This window comes from Mangrovibacterium marinum (assembly GCF_003046625.1).
Classification (GTDB): Bacteria; Bacteroidota; Bacteroidia; order Bacteroidales; family Prolixibacteraceae; genus Mangrovibacterium; species Mangrovibacterium marinum.
In genome coordinates this window covers 88,469-109,482 of sequence record NZ_QAAD01000002.1, presented here as the reverse complement: position 1 = coordinate 109,482, position 21,014 = coordinate 88,469, and the positions used below count along the sequence as shown (strand labels likewise).

Below are 21,014 nucleotides of genomic sequence, written 5' to 3'. Positions count from 1 at the left end.
ATGAAAAAAATAAACTTGCTTATTCTATTGGTCTTGTTATGCTGTATGCTACAGGCGCAGCATGTAATTACTTACGATGCTCCGGGCGGTTTGAAATATTCCGCTCACAACGACGATTTTACCGTTCAGGTTCGTGAACCCGGTGGCGATTGGCAGGATCTGTTTGAATGGAAAGTCCAGGTTGATCTGGATAACGTACAAACGGCCTCGATGGTGAATTTCGATTTTGAAGGGGAAGTTGAAGTACGTGTCCGAAAGAATAACGGAGCGGTAAACTCAGTCCAAATTCGCCCGCTTTCGCTGGGCATTGTTCCGGCGGTTAATGGACAGGTCATTTCATTCAGTTTGAGCCAGCCAACCAAGCTTTCGCTTGAAGTGAATGGCGATAAGTTGCATAACCTGCATTTATTTGCCAACTCAATATTGAAAGAGAAGCCAAATCTGGATGATCCCAATGTAATCTATTTTGGCCCGGGCATTCATCAACCCAAGGATCAACCCGGCGATGTGTTTCACATCAGCTCGGGCAAAACGGTCTATATTGATGGAGGAGCGGTTGTCCGTGCAAAACTGCTTATTGACCGCGCAGAGGATGTTCGTATCATCGGTCACGGAATCATTTACCAATCCGAACGGGGAGTTGAAATACGTCATTCTACAAATGTAACGGTCGATGGCCCTGTATTTATCAACCCCAGCCACTACACCATTTACGGAGGGCAAACAACCGGGCTCACCGTCCGGAATATCAAGTCGTTTAGTTGCAAAGGCTGGAGCGATGGCGTCGATTTGATGTCGTGCTCCAATGTGGTGATTGATGGCGTCTTTATGCGTAACTCCGACGACTGCATTGCCATTTACGGGCATCGCTGGGATTTTTGCGGAAGCGCCCGCAATTATCAGATTAAAAATTCCACGCTTTGGTCAGATATTGCTCATCCAACCAATATTGGATTGCACGGTTATGCCGAAGTCGGTGGCGATACCATCGAAAATATCACCTTCACCAATATCGACATCCTGGAACACGACGAGGACGATCGGGATTACCAGGGCTGTATGGCTATTACCTGCAGCGACAATAACCTGGTCCGGAACATAACTTACGAAAATATTCGGGTCGAAGATTTTCAAGAAGGGCAGTTGTTCAATTTCCGGGTTGTTTATAACGAAAAATACAGCGGTGCTCCCGGTCGCGGTATTGAAAATGTGTTGCTGAAGAAGATTCAATACAACGGAAACTTCGCCAATCCATCGGTGATAAAGGGTTTTGACGGTGAACGAGCCGTGAAAAAGATTCTAATTGATGGGCTAACGATTAATGGGAATTCGGTTAAAAAGATAGCTGACGCAAACATGCAGGTTGGCGGTTTTGTAAATGAATTAAAAGTGAAATGAAACGAATCTATCTGATCATATTTTGTGTCGTGTTGATGACACTGTCCTCAGTGCAGGCCGCCGTTTATCAATGGTCTGTTCCGCTTACGGGCTTTATTTCGCCGGAAACCAACGAGCATCCTACCGCCTTTTTGTGGATTCCGGAGAACTGCACGCAGGTTCGTGCTGTTGTTTTCGGACAGCACAACATGTGTGAAGAACCAATTTTCGACCATCCGGTTTTCAGGGAAACAATGGCCGAACTGGACTTTGCCATTGTATGGTTGTCGCCGGGAATCGATCAACAGTGGGATGTTAAGAACGGTTGCCAGAACCTGTTCGATAAAATGCTGGAAGATTTAGCCGATGTTAGTGGCTATTCCGAAATAAATCAGGCGCCTGTGGTGCCGCTGGGCCATTCGGCTATGGCTACCTTCCCCTGGAACTTTGGGGCTTGGAATCCCGATCGTACGTTGGCAATTATTTCGTATCACGGCGATGCTCCGCGCACAAACCTGACTGGTTACGGCCGGGAAAACCTGGAATGGGGACGGAACCGGAATATCGACGGAATTCCCGCTCTCATGGTTGAAGGCGAGTACGAATGGTGGGAAGCCCGCGTCAACCCGGCATTGGCTTTCCGCATGATGTACCCGGGAAGCTGCATTTCTTTTTTATGCGACGCCGGACACGGCCATTTTGATGTGTCGGATGAAGTGGTGGACTATCTCTGTCTTTTCCTGAAAAAAGCAGCGAAATACCGCTTGCAGGAAGAACAACCGCTTGATTCCACTTTTCATCTAAATAAACTTAACCCGCAAGATGGTTGGTTGGCCGAGCGGTGGCATCCCAACCAAAAGAAACGCGCAAAAGCTGCTCGGTTTTTGAATTACAAAGGCGATCCGCACGATGCTTTCTGGTATTTCGACAAGGAGATGGCCGGGGCGACAGAAGGGTATTATGCCCGCGAGCGTGGAAAGAGGGAACAGTATATCGGCTTTATGCAAAATGGCGGGTTATTGTCGTTTAATGAAAGTCTTCATGCCCGTACCACGGGTAGGTTCGAACCCGAGGCAGACGGTCTCACTTTTCATTTGAAAGCTGCTTTTACAGATACCCTGCGAAGTCGCTCGTCAAATGATCACGCTTCGGGAAAACCGGTTATTGATCGCATTTGTGGCCCGGTTGAGAAGGTAAACGACAGCACATTCACGGTCCGTTTTTACCGGATGGGATTGAATAACTCGAAACGGACCGGCGACATCTGGTTGTTGGCGCATCACCCCGGCGACAACAAATACAAAAGTTCGGTACAGCAATTCAATTTACATATTCCGATTAAGCAGGAAGACGGTGAGGAGCAAACAATCTCGTTTAGTCCGATACCTGATCAGGTTGAAGGAGTGAAAGAGTTATCGCTCACCGCTAGTTCCAGTTCCGGCCTGCCGGTTTATTTCTATGTAAAAGAAGGATCTGCTGAGGTAGAAAATGGAAAGTTGATATTCCGAGAAATTCCACCGAAAGCAAGATTCCCGGTAAAAGTGACGGTTGTGGCCTGGCAGTATGGCCGAATGACCGAGCCCAAAATTCAGTCGGCTGTTCCGGCTGAGCAAAGTTTCTTTATTCAAAGTAAGTAAACCAGTAAAAGATATTTGAAATGAGAAAATTAGTTTTGTTGGTATTGGTCAGTATTATAAGCTGTGCCGTGTTTGCACAAAAGCGGGCATATCTAATCCATACCGATGCCAATATTGATCGGCTGAAAAGGCTGATTGAAAAAAATGAAGAAATCCAAGATGCGTGGCAGAAACAGAAGGATGCAGCCGATCAACTCATTGATTGCGATCGTTTCGGTGCTGCTGATTGCCAGGTTTTAGGCTTGGTTTATCGCATGACCGGCGATGACCAATATGCTGAAGCGATTAAAAAGGTCCTGCTGGATCAGGTTAAAAAAACGACTTGGGAAGGAAGCGAGTTGTTAAGCCGTACCCCAAGTTGGCAAGGCGGTTTAGGCGTAGCTCACAACTCGTTTTTCCTGTCCATTGGCTTTGATTGTGCCTACAACTATCTGACTCCGTCGGAGCGGCAGGAGGTAGCAGAAGGACTCGCCCGACTGGGGGTTCAGCCGCAAATGCACGATTGGCTGAATGCTGATACCAATATTCATACTTTCGATACCATGGGGCACAACTGGTGGAGCGCTTGTGTTTACATTGCTGGTTTCACCTCTCTGGCTATCCGTAACGAAGTTCCCGAGGCTGAGCGTTGGTTGAAAGAAATCGAAGCTACTGCCCCCGAATGGTTCAATTATGCCGGCGATTTGCTTCAGAATAAAATACCAACTTTCGACCGGAATGGTGGTTTTTGGGAGAGTATCAATTATGCCAATTTTGGTGTTTCTCAGTATTTAATCTTTCGCTTGGCGCTGAATAATGTAATGCCGAAGTTCAAACAAAATGATCTTCCGATCCTGGATAAGGTGACCGACTTTTTCATTTCGACCACCTACAATGTAAAAGACGGTAAACCGATGTCAGTGAATTTTGGCGATGGTCACATTGATCGAAACGGAAATGCCTGCGCGGTCCTTCTTTGGAACCTGGGCTACCGTAAAGACCGCTATGCCTGGTATATCAACCAGGTTGCGCAGGGCGACGATAAAGAAGGGCTCCAATTGGGAACTGCGAACGGATTAATTCTTTACCCGGAACTACCGAAACTTGTTGACGATTATAAACCCGATTTGGGGAAATCGTTTATCTATCCCGATATGGGTTGGGCTACCATGCGCAATTCATGGAGCGATAATGCCACGATGCTGGCGGTGAAATCAGGCCTGACCTGGAACCATGCCCACGCCGATGCCGGTTCGTACATTTTATTTCACAAGGGTAAAAATCTGATTATCGACTCCGGGAACTCGTCTTACGGAAACCCGCTTTACACCGAGTATTATTGCCAGAGCGAAGCCCATAATGTGGTGTTGTTTAATGGTGAAGGTGAAAGTCGAAAATCACCCTATTTTGGTTCGGTAAATCATGCTTCGATTCATAATTTGGTGGATGGTTGCAAATTCAAATATGTGTTAGCCAATGCAACAGGTCCGTACTCTCAAAATTTGGATCGTAATTATCGCAGCTTTTTGTGGGTTGGCAATGTGATTTTGGTCATTGATGATTTGTTGGCTCGCGAAGCCGGCAAGTTTGAGTGGCTTCTGCACTATAACGGCGAATCGAAACGTCGCGGATTGGATTTATCCGTGAAGCAGGAAGATGCTGAAGTGTTGGTTCGACCGCTTTATCCGGAGACTTTCCCCAATGGAGGCTTGCCGCACGATTTCCCGGAGAAGATGACCTTGGAAGAACGATGGGGATATGAGGACCATCACCCCGAAAATAGATTGCCGTATTGGTCGGTCAGTCATTTTGAGAAGACAGACCGCAGTAAATTCATCACAGCTATTATTCTTAAAGACGAAGAAAATAAGGACAATCTGCCGGAGGTTGAACGCTTTGATGGAAAAGATTACCTGGGTGTTCGGATTACTCAAAACGGTGAGACAACAGAGGTTTATTTCAACCTGTTGGCCGACGGTCGAATCAAGCACCGGAATAGTATTATCAACATGAATGGATGGGAAACGGATGCCTACCTGACAGCAATAACTTTTAAAGAGGGAGCCGAACTTAACAAGGCAGACAATATCCGTGACTTATTTATGACGCATGGAAGCTACCTGCGTCGCGACGGACAGGTGCTGATTCACGCCTTGTCAAAATACACCGCTGAAATTGAAAATTTCGGACAGTCACCCCAAATGATTTTTGAAGGACAAAGCGGTGTTTATTTGAGTGTCTATAACAAGAACCCGGCGAAGTCGATCCTGGTGAATGACAGTAGGGTGGACGGAGATTATGATTCAGAACTGAAACTAACCAAAATAAAAATCGACTAGATGAGAAAGCTATTAATCGCATTGACATTAGCCCTCGCCATTGTGGGGCAAATAAATATACAAGTCCAGGCTCAGTCAGTAGTTGCCGAAAACGAGCTAAAATCGCCAGACGGTAAACTTCAATTTGAATTTTACCAAAAACAAATTGGTGAAAACAAAACCCAGATGTACTACACCGTGAGCTTCGGTGGAAAGCCGGTTGTGCTGGAGTCGGAGTTGGGAATCCTGATCGAAAACCAGCTGTTTGAGTCGGCTTTGGGAATTGAAAACGACCAGGCTCAGTTGTGGTGCGAAAATCTCGGATTGAAGTCGGTTGAGCAATCAGCAACGGATACGATCTGGACGCCGGTGTATGGTGAACGGAGTGTTGTACGTGATTCCTACACCGAAATGGTGCTGCACTTTGCCAAGTATGAGGAGTCGGGGCAAATGGAAGAAGGCCATGGTGGAACCAGCTACGATAAGCGTCGCAGCTATCAAATGGATTTGGTCGTTCGTGCTTACAACGAAGGCATTGCCTTCCGCTATCATTTCCCCGAAACATCCAATGGTTTGTTTTTGCACATCGCAGGCGAACAAACCAGTTTCACGTTACCCGAGGGAACGATGGCCTGGTACGAGCGCTGGGCGCAAGGCCCTTACAGCTATTTGCCTTTAAACGATTGGCTCGATGAGTGTGAACGCCCGTTGACCCTGGAATTAAAAAACGGCTTAAGTGTTGCTTTACTTGAAGCGCAAATGGTGGATTACAGCCGCGGCAAGTTTAAATTGGATGATGAAAAAGCCAACACCATCGATTTGACGATGTATGATAAGGTGGATGCTATCAGTCCGTACTCGACCCCTTGGCGGGTAATTATGGTTGCTGAAACCCCAGGCGAGTTGCTCGAAAACAATGATTTGGTATTGAATCTGAACACGCCCAATCAGATTCAGAATACTTCCTGGATAAAGCCCGGTAAGGTAATCCGTTCAAACCTGACAACCACGGAAGCTAAAGAATGTGTCGATTTTGCAGCAGAACGCAATTTGCAATATGTCCATCTGGATGCCGGCTGGTATGGTCCGGAAATGAAGGTGGCCAGCGATGCAACATCTGTTTCGCCAACCCGCGACCTGGATATGCAAGAAGTGGTGAACTACGGAGCCAGCAAAGGAATCGGCATTTTTGTTTACATCAACCAACGGGCGCTGACGGACAAGTTGGATGAAGTTTTTGCTCAGTGCCGCGAATGGGGAATCAAAGGAATCAAGTTCGGCTTTGTGCAGATTGGCTCTAACCGATGGACAAACTGGATGCACGATGCGGTAAAAAAAGCCGCGGAATACCAGCTGATGGTCGATATTCACGATGAATACCGCCCAACCGGATTTAGCCGGACCTACCCGAACCTGTTGACCCAGGAAGGGATTCGGGGAAACGAAGAAATGCCGGATGCCACACACAACACCGTGTTACCGTTTACCCGTTATCTGGCCGGCGCTGGCGATTACACCATCTGCTATTACAACAACCGCATCAAAACAACGCATGCGCATCAATTGGCGCTGTCGGTTGTGTATTATAGTCCACTGCAATTCTTGTACTGGTACGATAAGCCTTCGTTTTACAAGGGTGAAAAGGAAATCGCTTTTTTCGATGCGGTGAAAACCGTGTGGGACGATACCAAAGTGCTGAATGGCGAAGTAGGGAAGTACATTACGGTGGCCCGTCGTTCTGGTGATGAATGGTTTGTTGGAGCGATTACCAACAATGATGCCCGTACAATTGAAATTCCTCTTACATTTCTCGAAGCAGATAAAAAATACAAGGCTACGATCTATTCGGACGATGATCAATTGAAGAGTCGTACCAAGGTGAATATTCAAATAGAAGAAGTCAGTGCCTCAAAAAAATTGACTTTCGATTTGAAAGGCAGTGGTGGGGTTGCGATTCAAATTAAAGAAGATTAACTTCATCCCAATCGTTTATAATCGAAGAATATGATACAAAGCTTATTTGATTTATCGGGGAAAGTAGCCCTGGTGACCGGCGGGGGCCATGGTATTGGAATGGCAATTGCAAAAGTACTCGCAGATGCCGGAGCAAAGGTCTGTGTTAACGGAACGTCGGCCGAAAAGCTGGAAAAATCAAAAGCTGAGTTTGCTGAAGCCGGGATTGATGTGTTAACCGTGGCGTTTGATGTTTCGGACGAACTGGCGGTGGATGAAGGAATTTCACGGATTGAGCAGGAATTGGGACCCGTAGATATTTTGGTCAATAATGCCGGGATCATCAAGCGGGTGCCCATTTTAGAAATGGCGGTGAGCGATTTTAAGCAGGTCATCGACATTGATTTGGTGGGCCCTTTGGTGGTTTCAAAGCGAGTGGCTCCGGGGATGATTGCAAAGCGTGCAGGGAAAATTATCAATATTTGTTCGCTGATGAGTATTTACGGGCGCACGTCCGTGTCGGCTTATGCAGCAGCCAAAGGCGGGCTGAAGTTACTAACGGCCAATATGGCCTGTGAATGGGCAAAATACAATGTGCAGATTAACGGCATTGGCCCGGGCTATATTGCGACCGATCAAACTGCGCCCATCCGCGAAGGTGGGCATCCGTTCAACGATCTGGTGATGGCCCGTACGCCGGCAGCACGGTGGGGAACTCCCGGGGATGTTGGCTACGCAGCCCTTTTCCTGTCCTCAAAAGCCAGCGATTTTGTAAACGGACATCTGTTGTTTGTCGATGGCGGAATCACGGCCAATTTTGGTTATGTGGCCGGGGAGAACCAATAGAATTTTGGGAATTACAAAACAGGATGAAAGTAGACGATTTGGGCTTATCCTGTTGTGCTGGTTTTCACGAGTTAGAGCAATTGTTTTTCAGAGCAAGGCTGAATGAAGCTCCACAACTTTGGGGAATGATCTTGCGTGCAAATCAAACTCTGCTTAATTGGTTTTACTTAGAAGTCATCCAATGTCCAAGAGTGCCTCTTTTTCTGGTATACGTTATTTCATGATCAATGGGAATCAAACAGCCATATCGATGAACGAATCTGAGTAAATCACTAGCTTTACACAAAAAAACACATGTTGCTCAAAGTTGCTTTGCTGTTTGCTATGCTCATTCAAATCGGGGCAGCTATCATTGCAGTCAGCTTAATTCGCCGTACCCGTTTCAACGGTTCCTGGATTCTGATCTCCGGGGGATTTGTCTTGATGGCCATTCGGAGACTGTTTGATTTTTCGACATTATTCGGGAATGCACCTGTTTTTCAGAAAGAAGAAGTAAACAGTTGGCTGGGGATTTTCATCTCCATCCTGATCTTCGTTGGCCTGATCTATATCCGCGAAATTTTTAACCTTCGCGACCGTATCGATGAACTGCGGAAAGAAAATGAATCGGCAGTATTGTCAGCGGTGATTCAGGCCGAGGAGAAAGCCCGGCAAAAGTTTGCCCGCGACTTGCACGACGGACTGGGGCCTGTGCTATCGTCGATTAAAATGGGCCTAAGCGCCATCGACCTGCAAAGCCTCGACCAACAAAACAAGCTGATTGTGCAACGTTCGACCTCCGCAACCGACCAGGCGATTGTTTCGCTTAAAGAAATATCGAACCAGCTAAGCCCGCACCTGCTCCAAAACTTTGGCTTGACCACGGCCATCGAAAGCTTCGAAGACCAGCTGCTCGGGAATTCCGACATTCGGTTTCAGTTCGAAGCAACGATTGGCGGCGATCGGTTTTCCTATCAAGTGGAAATTACGCTATACCGGATTGTCTCCGAATTAATCAACAACAGTCTTAAACACGGGCGCCCGACCCTCATTCAACTCAGCCTAAGCCAACAAACCGACATGCTCTGCCTGACCTACAACGAAAACGGACAAGGGTTTGAACCAGATCAACTCTCGGAGCACCAAGGCATGGGCCTGGAAAATATTCGTTCCCGGGTGAAATCGATGAAGGGAATCTTCCAGCTCGAATCAGCGCCCGGCAAAGGCATTCATGTAACCATTCAAGTTCCTGCAAAATGAATCCGATTGCTATTTATTTAGTTGACGACCACAGCCTGTTTCGCGAGGGCCTGAAGTTTCTGTTATCGGGGATCGACACTATTGGAACGATCTATGAAGCCGACAACGGGCAACAGTTTCTCGATGGTTTGAAAACACATCCCGTAGAACTGGCGCTAATTGATATTGAAATGCCGGTTGTCAATGGGATTGATGCTGCAAGGCAAGCCCTGGAACGTTGTCCCGATTTGAAGATTATCGCCCTTTCGATGTACTCCGACGAGAGTTATTATGCCAGCATGATAGACGCCGGTGCAAACGGATTTCTGCTGAAGAACTCCAATTTTGCAGAGGTGAAGCGGGCCATCGAAAACGTTTTGGCCGGCAAAAATTACTTCTCGCTCGAAATCCTGCAGGCTATTCTGAAAGGGCATCGGACGAAAAGCAAGCCACATACCGAGCAGCAGCTTACGGAGCGTGAGGCCGAAATCCTTCGGCTTATTTGCGACGGCTTGTCGAATCCGGAAATTGCCGATCGCCTGGAGCTTAGCAAACGCACTGTCGATAAACACCGCGAAAATCTACTTCAGAAAACACAATCAAAAAACACGGCCAGCCTGGTTATTTACGCCATCAAGAACGATTACTACCAGATTTAACGACCAGCCTAGGTGAAAAAACGTAGGCCCGGATTTACGCTTTTTCATGGTTGTCCAGTCCTGCCCGCTCGCGTACTTTTGATCAAAAAAAGAACCATGATCCAAAGTATAAGCATCCTGGCCGGGAGAAACAAAACCGGCAAAACCGAAAAATTTGAACGGCTCGATATTCACTGCGGCGAAATTATCGGGATTGTTGGCCCAACCGGCAGCGGTAAAAGTGCGCTGATTGAAGACATCGAGCAACTGGCACAACGCGACACAACCACTAACCGCCAAATTCTCCTCAATGGCCGCATCCCTGATCCGGATCTGCGTTACGATCCCAAAAAGAAACTGATCGCCCAGCTTTCGCAGAATATGAATTTCCTGGCCGACATGAGCGTCGAGGAATTTCTGAAGCTGCATGCCAAATGCCGGGGTAAGAATCCCAATTTAGTTGATCAGGTGATTGAGGCAGCCAACGCACTAACCGGTGAACCAATCCGTAAAGATATGAACCTGACCATCCTGAGCGGAGGTCAAAGCCGCTCGCTGATGGTAGCGGATGTTGCTTTTATCAGCGACTCCCCCATCGTACTCATCGACGAGATTGAAAATGCGGGGATCAAAAAACACGAAGCGCTGAAGCTGCTTTCCGGGAACGGAAAAATCATTCTGGTGGTTACCCACGACCCAATATTAGCCTTAATGACCAAGCGCCGCATCATCATGAAAACAGGCGGTGTGGAGAAAGTTATTGCTACAACCGAAAAGGAAATGGAACTATCGGTCCACCTAACCCGGATTGATCAGGAGCTACTGCAAATCCGGGAGAAAGTGCGCCATGGCCAGGAAATCACGTCATCCTTTTTCAATGCGGAAACTCTTTCTCCTGAGTTTGCTGAATAACCAAATACTAGAATTCATCTAAAGATTATATGAAAGTTATTATTGTTGCCGGAACACCCGGCGCCGGAAAAACAGCCGTGTTGCTGCATACTTTAAAAGTTTTAGCCGACGAGAAACGCAATGTCTCAGCCGTCAAAGTCGACTGTCTGTACACCGAAGACCATCTTCGTTTTCAGAATATTGGCATCCCCACCCTCATGGGGCTCTCGCGCGACATGTGTCCCGACCATTACACCATTTATAACTTGGGCGAGATGATTGATTTTGCCAACCGCAACCAATCGGAAACCCTTGTCGTGGAAACAGCCGGCCTTTGCCACCGTTGTGCTCCGTATACCGAGAATTGCCTGGGGGTTTGTGTGATCGATGCAACAACCGGACCTAACACACCTCTTAAAGTCGGCCCCTTTTTAAGCACTGCCAATGTGGTTGTTATTACCAAAGGCGATGTTATCTCGCAGGCCGAACGAGAGATTTTCCGCGAACGCATCCTGGAGATGAATCCCAACTGCCGCATCATTGAGGCTAACGGGCTAACCGGCAAAGGAGCCATGGAGCTTGCTTCCTGTTTCGACGAAGCTAATTCATTTGCGCACGAGCAAGAGAAACTGCGTCACAATGCGCCATTTTCAATTTGCACGTTATGCGTCGGCGAAATGCGCATTCATCAGCAACACCACAGAGGCGTGTTACGGCATATTAACGGTCTGCAGGAATACGTGGGAGAATAAGCATGGAAAAGACAAAAAATATACTCGAACTACTTCCGGGCTTTAACTGCGGAGCTTGTGGGGCGCGCAACTGCAGCGAGTTTGCTCAACAGCTGCAAGCCGGCATTAGCTCGCTGGCTGCCTGCCCAATCCTGAAACAGGATCGTTTTCGTGAAAATAAAAGCATACTGACTTCGATATTAAACGACTTCAGTTGCAAAAAACATCAAAAGCCACAGGGTTTAATTGATGGTGTAACGGCCGACTTCCGCCTTCATCCGCTTCCGGGAGAAAGCTCCTGCCGCGAAACGCTGGCCTGCTTTTCGTCGACTAAACTCGAAGAAGGGCAGATCATCCGCTATCGGCCGCTGGGCTGCCCGATTATTCATTTCGGCCGTATCATCAGCACAAATCATGGCTTATTGGATGTTTGGGTAATTGGCCCCTGTAAACTATTGGGGTGTGACGAAAACTTCATTGACGTTGGAATCTGTATGGTGCTGTCGTTCCAGGGAACAATTGAAGGAGAATGCCCCCGGGTTGGACAAACGGTGAAATTTCTACCTGCTCATTGTATGATGGGCAAAGTACACGCGGGCATCATCGTACAGCTTGAAGATAACTGTACCCGCATCGACTGTATCGACCTAAAAGTATGGGAGCATTGCCGGGAGTTCTGATGCCGAGTCGACTCTAAATTCGTGGTTTCCGATATTGGATTAATCGCGCCCATTTTTGTATTGCCGTGTTAAGTGGTTGATTTTGTAGTGTTTTGGCACTGGTTTTTGCTCGGTTGATGAGCTATCTTTAGAAATGGGAAATCTTATAGAAAGAGGGGAATGTAAGATGTGTTTTTGTATATACAAAAACCTTTTCACCTTGCCCTGCGGGGCCAGCGCCCAATCCCCGAAAAGCCTAGTGATTCCCCTCTTTCAAAATTCCGTTAGCAACCAATAAAGTTACTTATGCGCCCCAGATTAGACGATAAAGAAGCCCGTAGTGAAATGCTGCTTATCCGGTTAACCCGGGAAGAGAAGCTTCGCTTACGAGCGTTGGCCAAACGGGGGAAATATCCTTGCATGAGTGACTTTTTGCGCAGCCGGGTCTTTAGGACAGTAGATAGCAGACAGATTTCCCTGGATGCAGAGACTGCAAATCAGTTAAAGAGTCTGGACTACGAGCTCAACAAGATCGGTGTGAACATGAACCAGCTTTCCAAACACATGAACTCCTTTTCCGGTTACCGGGTGAGTGATCAGGACCGGCAACTGCTGAAACAGGCCTTTGACAGGATGCGAGACTGTCTGATTCTTTTGCAAAAGCATTTGAGGTAATTGACAAAAGGGGAGGAGTCATCATGGTTATTAAAATCCACCAGGCCTGCACTACGAAAAACGCTTTGTTTTACAACGAACGGAAGGTAGAGAGGCAGAAAGCGAGTTTTTATCACAGTCAGAATATGCCGGTTATGAATCCGTTCCTTGGAGACAAGAATGACCGGTACCGGATCTTTGAGGAGATCGAAGAGCGCAATACCCGGGTTAAAAAGCCGGGGCTGCATATTTCAGTGAATCCGACTGTGAGCGATTTGGTTCGTTTGGGTGATACCGGTATCAGAAATGAGATTAGTAAGTTAATGGAACACCTGGGCTATGGGAATCAGCCGTACCTGGTGTACAAACATGCCGATATTGACCGGATACATTTTCATATTGTTTCTACCCGTATCGATTGTGATACCGGCAAAAAAATCAAAGACAATTATGAGCGTGAAAAAACGCAACGATTTATCAAGTCCCTGGAACAGAAATATGGGCTCACCAAAGAAGAAAATCCACAGAAGTTAAACTATCGCTTTTCCGGCTCCAGCAGAAACCTGAAGCAAAACCTGGAGAGTTTATTTGGGCAGCTCAATCAAATGGATTTTATCAGATCAAAAGCGATGTATGATGAGGCGCTGAAAATGTTTGACATCGAGATCCGACCATTCGGAAGGGGTTATGCTGCTTTTGTGACTGATGGAACCGGTAATCCGGTTCGCTATCCGATCCGGCTTTCGGAATTTGAGGAACGTCCTAATTTTTATGCTGAGAGGAATTTGGGTCACGAAGTCAAGTTCGTTATGAATCAGAAGATCGGTTTCCCGGAGAATTTTAAAAGAGAACTGCTGAAGGCTTTGGTTTATCAATACGGTAAGGATGATGAAGCGGCCACGGGAAAGCTCAATAGGCACAAACAAATGAAGCGGAATAAAAGGGGAAGGAGAATGTAAACCTACAATATTGTCTCTTTAGCTGTAATATACTCTTGGATATTAACCAGGTTTATTGATGTAATTTCGGGCAAGTTCATATAAGTTTGTAATATGGAAAGCAAATTCGAGATATATAAAACAGGTGATAATCAGACAGAGCTTAATGTTTTGTTTGATAACGAAACGGTTTGGCTTAACCAGAGACAGCTGGCTTCGCTGTTTAGCCGTGATCGAACCGTCATTTCTCGACATATCAGTAATGTCTTCAAGGAGGGTGAGTTGGAAAAAGACTTGGTATGTGCAAAATTTGCACATACCACTCAACATGGCGCTATTAAAGGAAAAGAGCAGTTAACTGAAACTGAATTTTATAATCTCGATGTCATCATTTCTGTCGGCTATCGGGTTAAGTCAGTTCAAGGAACACAATTTCGCCAATGGGCGACTCAACGTTTAAAAGACTATCTCGTAAAGGGCTACGCTATAAATGAAAAGCGCTTGGCTCAGAAACAACAGGAAGTAGAATATCTAAAAGCAGGAATACGAATTGTAAGCCGTGCTATAGAGGAAGCCACCAACGATGAAAATCGGGCCGTTTTTCAATTGTTTTCGAAAGGTTTGGCATTGTTGGATGACTATGACCATGAGAGACTGGATACAGCAGGGACGATAACGCAGGATTTCATCTATCCTTCGTTTAATGACTATATAGATTTGATTCATGAAATGTATTCTGATTTTGAATCAGATGTATTTGCGCAACCCAAGGATGATAGCTTTCAAAGCTCAATCGCTCAAATTGGTCAGAGCTTTGGCGATGTTGAACTATATCCGACACTTGAAGAAAAAGCTGCTAATCTCCTTTATTTTATTACAAAAAACCATTCATTTGTAGATGGAAATAAGCGAATAGCTGCAGCTTGTTTTGTCTATTTTTTAGAACAAAACAATGCGCTGTTGAAGCCTGACCGAACACCAATTATCGATAACAATACCTTGGCTGCTTTGACTTTGTTTATTGCTACGAGCAAGACTGAAGAAGATGATATTGTAAAACGTCTGGTGGTAACTATATTAAACCGAAACAGATAGTCTTCGCAATAGATGATTCGAAACCTGCAAATCGGTTAAATTCATGAAACCCACAGAAAAACAGCTAGAAGAGATTGCGGATTACCTGGATTGCGGGATGAGATGTTACTTCAATCTTAAAACCGCAGATATAAAGATATTGCCCAATTTTGATGATTGGCTTTGATTTCAAGAAAATGCGTTACGTTGATTGGGTTAAAGAGCAAGTTGATTCAAACGAACAGGATTTCCAATGAATAATGCAGCTTTAGAAAAAGAGGTCAAAAGATTGGTTCATTCAAATCGTTATGAAAAAGGATATGTTTGTTCGATAGATGTACTAATGCAATTGGGATATCTGTCCCAGGGGAATTACGAAGATTGGCGGCGTGGGCGTGTTGAGTACCTTGAAAAAGTCTGCAAAACAAACTTGGGTAAGCTGACTTTTATTAACAGGCTGATTAGAACCTACGCGATAGAGCTGAATTTAAAGTCCTCATGGACAGCCTACGATCAATTCGGTAAAGGAATTAAACGAAGGTTGCGATTTAGCAAATCAGGCGACAAAAAGATTGAGGACAACTATTCAACTCATTATGTCGATGTTGAAAGAGTTCCTGAATTAAGAGAAAACAGCCCCGGTATTCGCAAGGCATAGAAAAGCTTAATCACATATTTTGAAGTAATTTAGTCAAAAATATTCCACTTATTTCCAGATCACTATGGCAAGTCAATTTGAAAAAAATTTTGAAGCGCAAGGTTACCGATTGAATTATCTCAGATTTCCCGATTCCGGTTCAAAACACCATGTATTGCAGTTTCTGGTTGAAATGAAGGGTATTACTCCCAAAATCTGGAGACGGATACAGGTTCCAGCGAATTACAACTTCTGGGATTTGCATGTCGCCATTCAGGATGCTATGGGATGGAAGGATTGTCACTTGCATCACTTTGAGATAAAAGGTAAAGGGAAACGGAAGGCCGTTCGGATAGGTATTCCTGATTTTTCAGGATTCGGGGAATTGCCGGAAGTTTTTCCTGGTTGGGAAATACTGACTACAACCTATTTTAATGATTTAGGCGTTCAAGCTACTTATGAATATGATTATGGTGACGGTTGGATTCATACCGTCATGCTGGAGGGATATTTGTACTGCAATCCTATGACGAAATATCCGATATGCCTGGAAGGGGAACGGGCTTGCCCGCCGGAAGATTGCGGAGGTATCCATGGGTATGAAAATGTACTGTCGGTGCTGACTAATCCGGATCATGACGAATACGACGAGATGAAGGCTTGGGTTGGCGAAGGATGGAGTCCTGAGACGTTTAATCCATCAGAAGTCAATTTTGATAACCCATACAAAAGGTGGCAATATGCTTTTCAGGATGAATAGTCTCCTGAGATGATTTCCAGTTATTAAGCTCTTTGATAGGTAATCAACTAAAAATTCGGTCGTTTTCAATCGACAATACAATTGTTGTTTTGTTGTTTGCAATCGCAATAAGTGTTGAATTTATTCGTGAATTGTCACATTTACTGTGATAGGCCGTAATTGAAATATTTTTGTTTGAGATTCCAGTATTTCTTGGCAGCTTGTTTATTATCAGCCTAAATCTGAAATACAGAGCTCCTCTTGAATTTTAATCAATGTTGTTTATTGGAAACGTTATGGCTGTATTTGTTGATAATAAACAACAAGATGAAAATTTAATGTTTTCCGGGTACTGGGTTTGCAGGATGACTTCCTGAAGCTGGCAGCTGATGACGAATTTGGAAGAAAGTTGCAGAATTTAAAGTTAATCGGAAAATAGAGATGGCAGACAGGACAGATATATGGGTGTATGCCGATTGGAAAGGTATGAAATCTCCTAAATGTATTGGAACATTATCGGCACAGCAGGCAAAAGGACGGAAGGCATTTAGTTTTTCGTATGATGTAGAATGGATTAACTCGCAAGAGGATAAATTTAGCCCTACGTTTTAACCGTACAAAAAACAAAAGGAGCTAAACTTTCGTCTAACTCCTTTATTTTTAGTGTCGGGATACCAGGATTCGAACCTGGGACCCCCTGCTCCCAAAGCAGGTGCGCTAACCGGACTGCGCTACATCCCGAAAGTATAATTGAACGCGGAGAGAGGGGGATTCGAACCCCCGGTACGGAATGACCCGTACGCCGGTTTAGCAAACCGGTGGTTTCAGCCACTCACCCATCTCTCCTGAAATATCGTGACTAAATGTCTTTCTCCTTCAATCTCTTCTAGAACTCAGCATTCATGCGGTGTGTTTCTCTCTGAATGCGGTGCAAATATAGAACTAGTTTTTACTTCTGCAAAACAAACAATGTAAAAAAAACGCACTTTTTTCTGAATTGAAGAGGAGCTTGCTGAGTTTCAGTTTGAAAGAATTTGAAATATTTTTAAACGGCTTTTTTACGGTAAAAATCAGGCTTTGTTTTACGTAAGAGCGGCTTTTAAAAAGATGGCGTTATAAATCAGTCAGATAACGCTTCGATGTTATAAAAACCGCTATTTTGCTTGCAGAACAGGGCGATTGCAGCTATCTTTGAATCAAGAAAACGTTCTAACACAAAGATATTTCCGCATTAGTTCATTATTGGCAAATTCAACAGTTTACATTAAACCGAGAAAGCTTTAGGAAAGTAAAAACAGGCCTTGTAGTCCCGATCAATATCGGGGTGAGTAGTTCGCTACCGGTGGAAGTTTGATCATTCCGGCACTCAAATCCTGTAGTTCAGGGATTTTGCGCAATCGAATTAGTGCGGATTTTTTTATTGTTTTCGCATAATGCTACCGCTTATGAAATAGAGTAGCAATAAACTTCCCGTAAAGAGCGCAATGCGCCCGATATAATCACCGTATTTCACATAGAAGCTTAGTTGATCGTTGAGATGAATGGTTCCGCGAAAGGCTGTTCGTTGCTTCCATAGTGTTTGCTGAACGACATCGCCTCGTTGGTTGATGATTGCCGAAATGCCCGTGTTGGCAGAGCGGACGACACTTCTGCGGCATTCGATAGCCCGTATTCGGCTGATGTGCAGATGCTGCCGGTAGCCGGATGGTTGAGGAAGCCAGCCGTCGTTGGTGATAACGGCCAGAAACTGCGCGCCTTTTTTTACAAACGCCGTCAGGTGTTGCCCAAAGAGCGATTCGAAGCAAATGACCGGTGCTACCCGGTGCGTCGCTTCAAATACGGTGGGGCTTTGTTGAATCCCCAGGCTGCCTGTGGTGCCGCCCAAATCCAGACTAAGAGATTGTAGAAACCGGAAATAGCGTTGGAAGGGCATTTTTTCGACTCCGGCAACCAGAATACTTTTGTGATAGATGGCGATTGTGTCGGCGCTTCCCACTTGCAGGGCCGAGTTGTATAGTTCGTACCACTGTTTTTTCACGCTGTCGTACCGGGCCGCTGCCGGAAGGGCTGCGCTGGTGTTCACTTGCTTGCGGCTCATGGCGCCCAGGATAAAGTTCAGGCGGGGTGCTTGTTTTGCCCGGCCAACAAAGGGGCGGATAAACGGATTTTCAGCCAGCCGGTTGTCTTCATCGAGTTCGGGCAGGCAGGTTTCGGGTGCCACAACGTATTGTGTTTGGGGACTTACAACCGAGTCGCTCAGGTGTAAAAGAATGGTAAGTTGCTCGCGGGCGGTCATCCCGCTAAACTTTTCAGTAAACGGATCGATGTTGGGTTGCAGCACGGCCAGCTCGATCGATTTTCCTTCTTCGGCATAGTTTGCGTACCGGTGTAGTGACCACATTAGCGGAAGACCAATGAGAAGGAGCAACAGCAGACTGTATCCCATCGTTAGCAGATATTGCCGCGCTTTCAGTTTTTTCCAGCCCGAAAAGATCAGTATATTCGACAAGAGGATCCATAGGCTTCCTCCGGCCATCCCTGTTAGCTCGTACCATTGGATAATTTTGTTTTGAGCGGCCAAGCCGTTTCCCAGGCATAGCCAGGGCCACTCGATTTCCCAGCGGTGGTGCAGAAACTCGAACGACAACCATAGCGCGATAAGGGCTATGTTGGCCAGTTGGCGGTTGTGCCGCTTTTTCATCCGGGAGAAGAACCACCATATAGCAGCCATGATGCCGGCATTGGCCGTTGACAGAAACAGAATACCCCATAGGGTTACTTTTAGAACCCACCATACGGTTATCAGGTGCCAAAGCCAAAAGGCGGCAAAGGCGTAATTGAAAATCAGGTAGGGATTGAATGGATGTGCTCGTTCGAGCTCGTCTTCCAGAATAAACAGGGGGACCAATGCACCCAGCAGCAGCCAGCCGGGAGCAATTCCCAGCCAGGGGAGACTCAGCAGCAGGGCAGCCAGCCCTGTTAACAGCAGGTTTTTTAGTTGTTGGTTCATGCCTGGTTGGGTATTGCCTCGTAGTAGGCCAGGGGAGCTTGTTTTGCGGCCGCATCAAAATAGAAGTCCAGGCGGCCCAGCACCATGCCTCCCCAGCCAGCCTGGTTGATGATAACGGGATTGCCATCGGCGTTTTTTACCTGCACCGGTTTGTCGAGGAAGCTGTGCGTGTGTCCTCCCAAAATCAGGTCGGTATATCGGGTTTCGGCCGCCAGACGAACGTCCGATATTTTATTGCTTTCGTATCGGTATCCCAGGTGCGACAGGCAAATCACCAGATCGCATTGTTTGTTCAGCTTCAGGAAGCCTTCCATTTCGCGTGCCACTTCCACCGGGTCGTTGTAAATGGTTCCTTCGTAATTGCTGTTACTCACCAACCCTTGCAGTTCAATGCCCAAGCCGTACACCCCGATTTTAATTCCATTTTTCCGGTAAACAACATAGCGGTTGAAGCGGTCGTAAAGCTTGGTTTGTGAGAAATCGTAGTTGCTGTTGATAAACGGGAATTTGGCATGATCCAGCGCATTGTTCAAGGCGTCCAGTCCATTGTCGAACTCATGATTCCCCAGGGTGGAACCTTCGTAGCCCATTTCCGACATCACCTTCAGAATGAGTTCACCTTTATAATAGTTGAAGTAGGGTGTTCCCTGAAACATATCGCCCGAGTCGAGCAGCAGCACATTTTCTTCCTGCTGTCTGATTTGCTGAATCAAACCCGACATACGCGCCAGCCCTCCTTTGCCGGCATAGCTTGGGTTGCTTGGCGAAAACGGGTCGATATGCGAATGAATATCGTTGGTATGCAGGATTGTTAGTTTTTTGAGCCCTTTATGAGCAAGAACCTGTTGGGGGATGCTCAGGATACCTGCGCCAGCCGTTGCTGCGGCTAACTGTTTTAAAAATCGTCTTCTGCTACTCATGGCTGATCCTCCCGTCTAGTTTAGGTGAAATTATTTTCCCGGCATCGTAGTCGCGCTGCAAATGGTTGATGAAGCAGTCGCGTAGTTTGATGCCGGTGTTGATGAACATGGTTCTGTTCCCGAACATCGTCATATTATCGCCTCCGTTGGCTACATAGTCGTTGGTAACGATCCAGTATTCTTTGTTATTCTGCACCGGCTTATTGTTGATTAAAAACAAGCCGGGCTTACCGTCTTTTATTGTCAGGGTGATGCCGGCCACGCTGTCGCCTCCTTTGGCGGCAATCATCCGGGCCATGGCGTTCAAATCGTCACCTTTCAGCCGAAGGAGTACCATCTCATTTTCAAAAGGCATAAGTTCGAAAATTTTACCAACAGTAATTTTTCCCCGGGGTAAATCGGTTCTAAGCCCTCCGTAGTTCAGGTAGGCAAGCTCGGGAATGGGGTGTGCCTGATGTTTGGAAGCATAGATCTGCCCTTCGTATAACAGAATGTCGGCCATGTAGTTAGTAAGCAGGCTTTCCGGTTTTTTCTTAACCAGTTCAACATCGCTTATGGCAATTACGGTTTGCATTTCCCGGTTAATCTCGGTTGAATAGGGATTGACAAAGGCCAGCAATGAAGAGTCGGTGGTTGAAATGTTTTGGTAATTTGCGATGTTCTCCGCTTTGAAATCCGTTACAATCAACTTAGTTTTACAAGAAGAAAGAACTGAAATAATTGCGATTAGGTAAATAATTTTATGCATGCGATTATCGATTCTCAAATATTTTGTAATCTTTATTTCACCGAAAG

At 46.0% G+C, this 21,014-nt stretch carries 18 protein-coding genes and 2 tRNA genes; 15 read left to right on the top strand and 5 right to left on the bottom strand.

The window, feature by feature from the left end:
• From C8N47_RS02295 to C8N47_RS02225, 15 genes are all read left to right on the top strand, one after another.
• A complete protein-coding gene (locus C8N47_RS02295) occupies nt 1-1,398 on the top strand; it encodes a glycosyl hydrolase family 28 protein (protein WP_107820904.1) in 1,398 nt (465 codons plus the stop codon).
• Entirely contained in the window at nt 1,395-3,014 is a 1,620-nt protein-coding gene (locus C8N47_RS02290; RefSeq protein ID WP_107820903.1) for a hypothetical protein, read from the top strand. Before C8N47_RS02295 ends, C8N47_RS02290 begins: the two co-directional genes overlap by 4 nt.
• Before the next feature lie 20 nt (nt 3,015-3,034).
• Nucleotides 3,035-5,332: a heparinase II/III domain-containing protein gene (locus C8N47_RS02285; RefSeq protein WP_107820902.1), complete on the top strand. Its 2,298-nt coding sequence runs from the start codon at nt 3,035-3,037 to the stop codon at nt 5,330-5,332.
• Nucleotides 5,333-7,285 carry a glycoside hydrolase family 97 protein gene (locus C8N47_RS02280; RefSeq protein ID WP_107820901.1) on the top strand — a complete coding sequence of 651 codons (1,953 nt, stop codon included), beginning with the start codon at nt 5,333-5,335 and terminating at the stop codon, nt 7,283-7,285. It abuts the gene before it with no gap.
• Between the two features lie 30 nt (nt 7,286-7,315).
• Nucleotides 7,316-8,110 carry a gluconate 5-dehydrogenase gene (locus C8N47_RS02275; RefSeq protein ID WP_107820900.1) on the top strand — a complete coding sequence of 265 codons (795 nt, stop codon included), beginning with the start codon at nt 7,316-7,318 and terminating at the stop codon, nt 8,108-8,110.
• A 294-nt stretch (nt 8,111-8,404) separates the two neighbouring features.
• Entirely contained in the window at nt 8,405-9,349 is a 945-nt protein-coding gene (locus C8N47_RS02270; RefSeq protein WP_107820899.1) for a sensor histidine kinase, read from the top strand.
• Nucleotides 9,346-9,987, top strand: coding sequence for a response regulator (locus C8N47_RS02265; RefSeq protein ID WP_245915655.1), 642 nt, complete (start codon nt 9,346-9,348; stop codon nt 9,985-9,987). Before C8N47_RS02270 ends, C8N47_RS02265 begins: the two co-directional genes overlap by 4 nt.
• 96 nt (nt 9,988-10,083) lie before the next feature.
• Nucleotides 10,084-10,878 (top strand): ATP-binding cassette domain-containing protein, encoded by a 795-nt coding sequence (locus C8N47_RS02260; RefSeq protein WP_107821093.1) that lies wholly within the window; start codon nt 10,084-10,086, stop codon nt 10,876-10,878.
• Between the two features lie 29 nt (nt 10,879-10,907).
• Nucleotides 10,908-11,609 carry a GTP-binding protein gene (locus tag C8N47_RS02255; RefSeq protein WP_107820898.1) on the top strand — a complete coding sequence of 234 codons (702 nt, stop codon included), beginning with the start codon at nt 10,908-10,910 and terminating at the stop codon, nt 11,607-11,609.
• Nucleotides 11,610-11,611: 2 nt separating this feature from the next.
• Complete coding sequence (locus C8N47_RS02250) at nt 11,612-12,268, top strand: (Fe-S)-binding protein (RefSeq protein WP_107820897.1); 657 nt, start codon at nt 11,612-11,614, stop codon at nt 12,266-12,268.
• Between the two features lie 285 nt (nt 12,269-12,553).
• A complete protein-coding gene (locus tag C8N47_RS02245) occupies nt 12,554-12,922 on the top strand; it encodes a plasmid mobilization protein (protein ID WP_107820896.1) in 369 nt (122 codons plus the stop codon).
• Between the two features lie 23 nt (nt 12,923-12,945).
• Entirely contained in the window at nt 12,946-13,860 is a 915-nt protein-coding gene (locus C8N47_RS02240; protein WP_107820895.1) for a relaxase/mobilization nuclease domain-containing protein, read from the top strand.
• Between the two features lie 93 nt (nt 13,861-13,953).
• On the top strand, nt 13,954-14,934 hold the full coding sequence (locus C8N47_RS02235) for a virulence RhuM family protein/type II toxin-antitoxin system death-on-curing family toxin (RefSeq protein WP_107820894.1): 981 nt from the start codon (nt 13,954-13,956) through the stop codon (nt 14,932-14,934).
• A gap of 232 nt (nt 14,935-15,166) precedes the next feature.
• Nucleotides 15,167-15,571, top strand: a complete 405-nt coding sequence (locus C8N47_RS02230) for a hypothetical protein (protein WP_107820893.1) — start codon at nt 15,167-15,169, stop codon at nt 15,569-15,571.
• 64 nt (nt 15,572-15,635) lie between these two features.
• Nucleotides 15,636-16,310 carry a plasmid pRiA4b ORF-3 family protein gene (locus tag C8N47_RS02225; RefSeq protein ID WP_107820892.1) on the top strand — a complete coding sequence of 225 codons (675 nt, stop codon included), beginning with the start codon at nt 15,636-15,638 and terminating at the stop codon, nt 16,308-16,310.
• A gap of 645 nt (nt 16,311-16,955) precedes the next feature.
• On the opposite strand, the gene C8N47_RS02220 is transcribed toward C8N47_RS02225, so the two are convergent.
• From C8N47_RS02220 to C8N47_RS02200, 5 genes are all read right to left on the bottom strand, one after another.
• Nucleotides 16,956-17,030, bottom strand: a tRNA-Pro gene (locus tag C8N47_RS02220).
• A gap of 16 nt (nt 17,031-17,046) precedes the next feature.
• A tRNA-Ser gene (locus tag C8N47_RS02215) sits at nt 17,047-17,135 on the bottom strand.
• A gap of 571 nt (nt 17,136-17,706) precedes the next feature.
• Nucleotides 17,707-19,299: an apolipoprotein N-acyltransferase gene (lnt, locus tag C8N47_RS02210; protein WP_107820891.1), complete on the bottom strand. Its 1,593-nt coding sequence runs from the start codon at nt 19,297-19,299 to the stop codon at nt 17,707-17,709.
• On the bottom strand, nt 19,296-20,219 hold the full coding sequence (locus tag C8N47_RS02205; protein WP_107820890.1) for a metallophosphoesterase: 924 nt from the start codon (nt 20,217-20,219) through the stop codon (nt 19,296-19,298). Before C8N47_RS02205 ends, lnt begins: the two co-directional genes overlap by 4 nt.
• Nucleotides 20,212-20,967: a 5'-nucleotidase C-terminal domain-containing protein gene (locus C8N47_RS02200; protein WP_107820889.1), complete on the bottom strand. Its 756-nt coding sequence runs from the start codon at nt 20,965-20,967 to the stop codon at nt 20,212-20,214. Before C8N47_RS02200 ends, C8N47_RS02205 begins: the two co-directional genes overlap by 8 nt.
• Nucleotides 20,968-21,014: the final 47 nt, after the last annotated feature.

Coding starts and splice junctions, on each gene's coding strand:
- C8N47_RS02200 (WP_107820889.1), bottom strand. CDS start 20,967: ATGCATAAAATTATTTACCTAATCGCAATTATTTCAGTTCTTTCTTCT.
- C8N47_RS02275 (WP_107820900.1), top strand. CDS start 7,316: ATGATACAAAGCTTATTTGATTTATCGGGGAAAGTAGCCCTGGTGACC.
- C8N47_RS02280 (WP_107820901.1), top strand. CDS start 5,333: ATGAGAAAGCTATTAATCGCATTGACATTAGCCCTCGCCATTGTGGGG.
- C8N47_RS02235 (WP_107820894.1), top strand. CDS start 13,954: ATGGAAAGCAAATTCGAGATATATAAAACAGGTGATAATCAGACAGAG.
- C8N47_RS02250 (WP_107820897.1), top strand. CDS start 11,612: ATGGAAAAGACAAAAAATATACTCGAACTACTTCCGGGCTTTAACTGC.
- C8N47_RS02265 (WP_245915655.1), top strand. CDS start 9,346: ATGAATCCGATTGCTATTTATTTAGTTGACGACCACAGCCTGTTTCGC.
- C8N47_RS02230 (WP_107820893.1), top strand. CDS start 15,167: ATGAATAATGCAGCTTTAGAAAAAGAGGTCAAAAGATTGGTTCATTCA.
- C8N47_RS02240 (WP_107820895.1), top strand. CDS start 12,946: ATGGTTATTAAAATCCACCAGGCCTGCACTACGAAAAACGCTTTGTTT.
- C8N47_RS02245 (WP_107820896.1), top strand. CDS start 12,554: ATGCGCCCCAGATTAGACGATAAAGAAGCCCGTAGTGAAATGCTGCTT.
- lnt (WP_107820891.1), bottom strand. CDS start 19,299: ATGAACCAACAACTAAAAAACCTGCTGTTAACAGGGCTGGCTGCCCTG.
- C8N47_RS02285 (WP_107820902.1), top strand. CDS start 3,035: ATGAGAAAATTAGTTTTGTTGGTATTGGTCAGTATTATAAGCTGTGCC.
- C8N47_RS02290 (WP_107820903.1), top strand. CDS start 1,395: ATGAAACGAATCTATCTGATCATATTTTGTGTCGTGTTGATGACACTG.
- C8N47_RS02270 (WP_107820899.1), top strand. CDS start 8,405: ATGTTGCTCAAAGTTGCTTTGCTGTTTGCTATGCTCATTCAAATCGGG.
- C8N47_RS02295 (WP_107820904.1), top strand. CDS start 1: ATGAAAAAAATAAACTTGCTTATTCTATTGGTCTTGTTATGCTGTATG.
- C8N47_RS02255 (WP_107820898.1), top strand. CDS start 10,908: ATGAAAGTTATTATTGTTGCCGGAACACCCGGCGCCGGAAAAACAGCC.
- C8N47_RS02205 (WP_107820890.1), bottom strand. CDS start 20,219: ATGAGTAGCAGAAGACGATTTTTAAAACAGTTAGCCGCAGCAACGGCT.
- C8N47_RS02260 (WP_107821093.1), top strand. CDS start 10,084: ATGATCCAAAGTATAAGCATCCTGGCCGGGAGAAACAAAACCGGCAAA.
- C8N47_RS02225 (WP_107820892.1), top strand. CDS start 15,636: ATGGCAAGTCAATTTGAAAAAAATTTTGAAGCGCAAGGTTACCGATTG.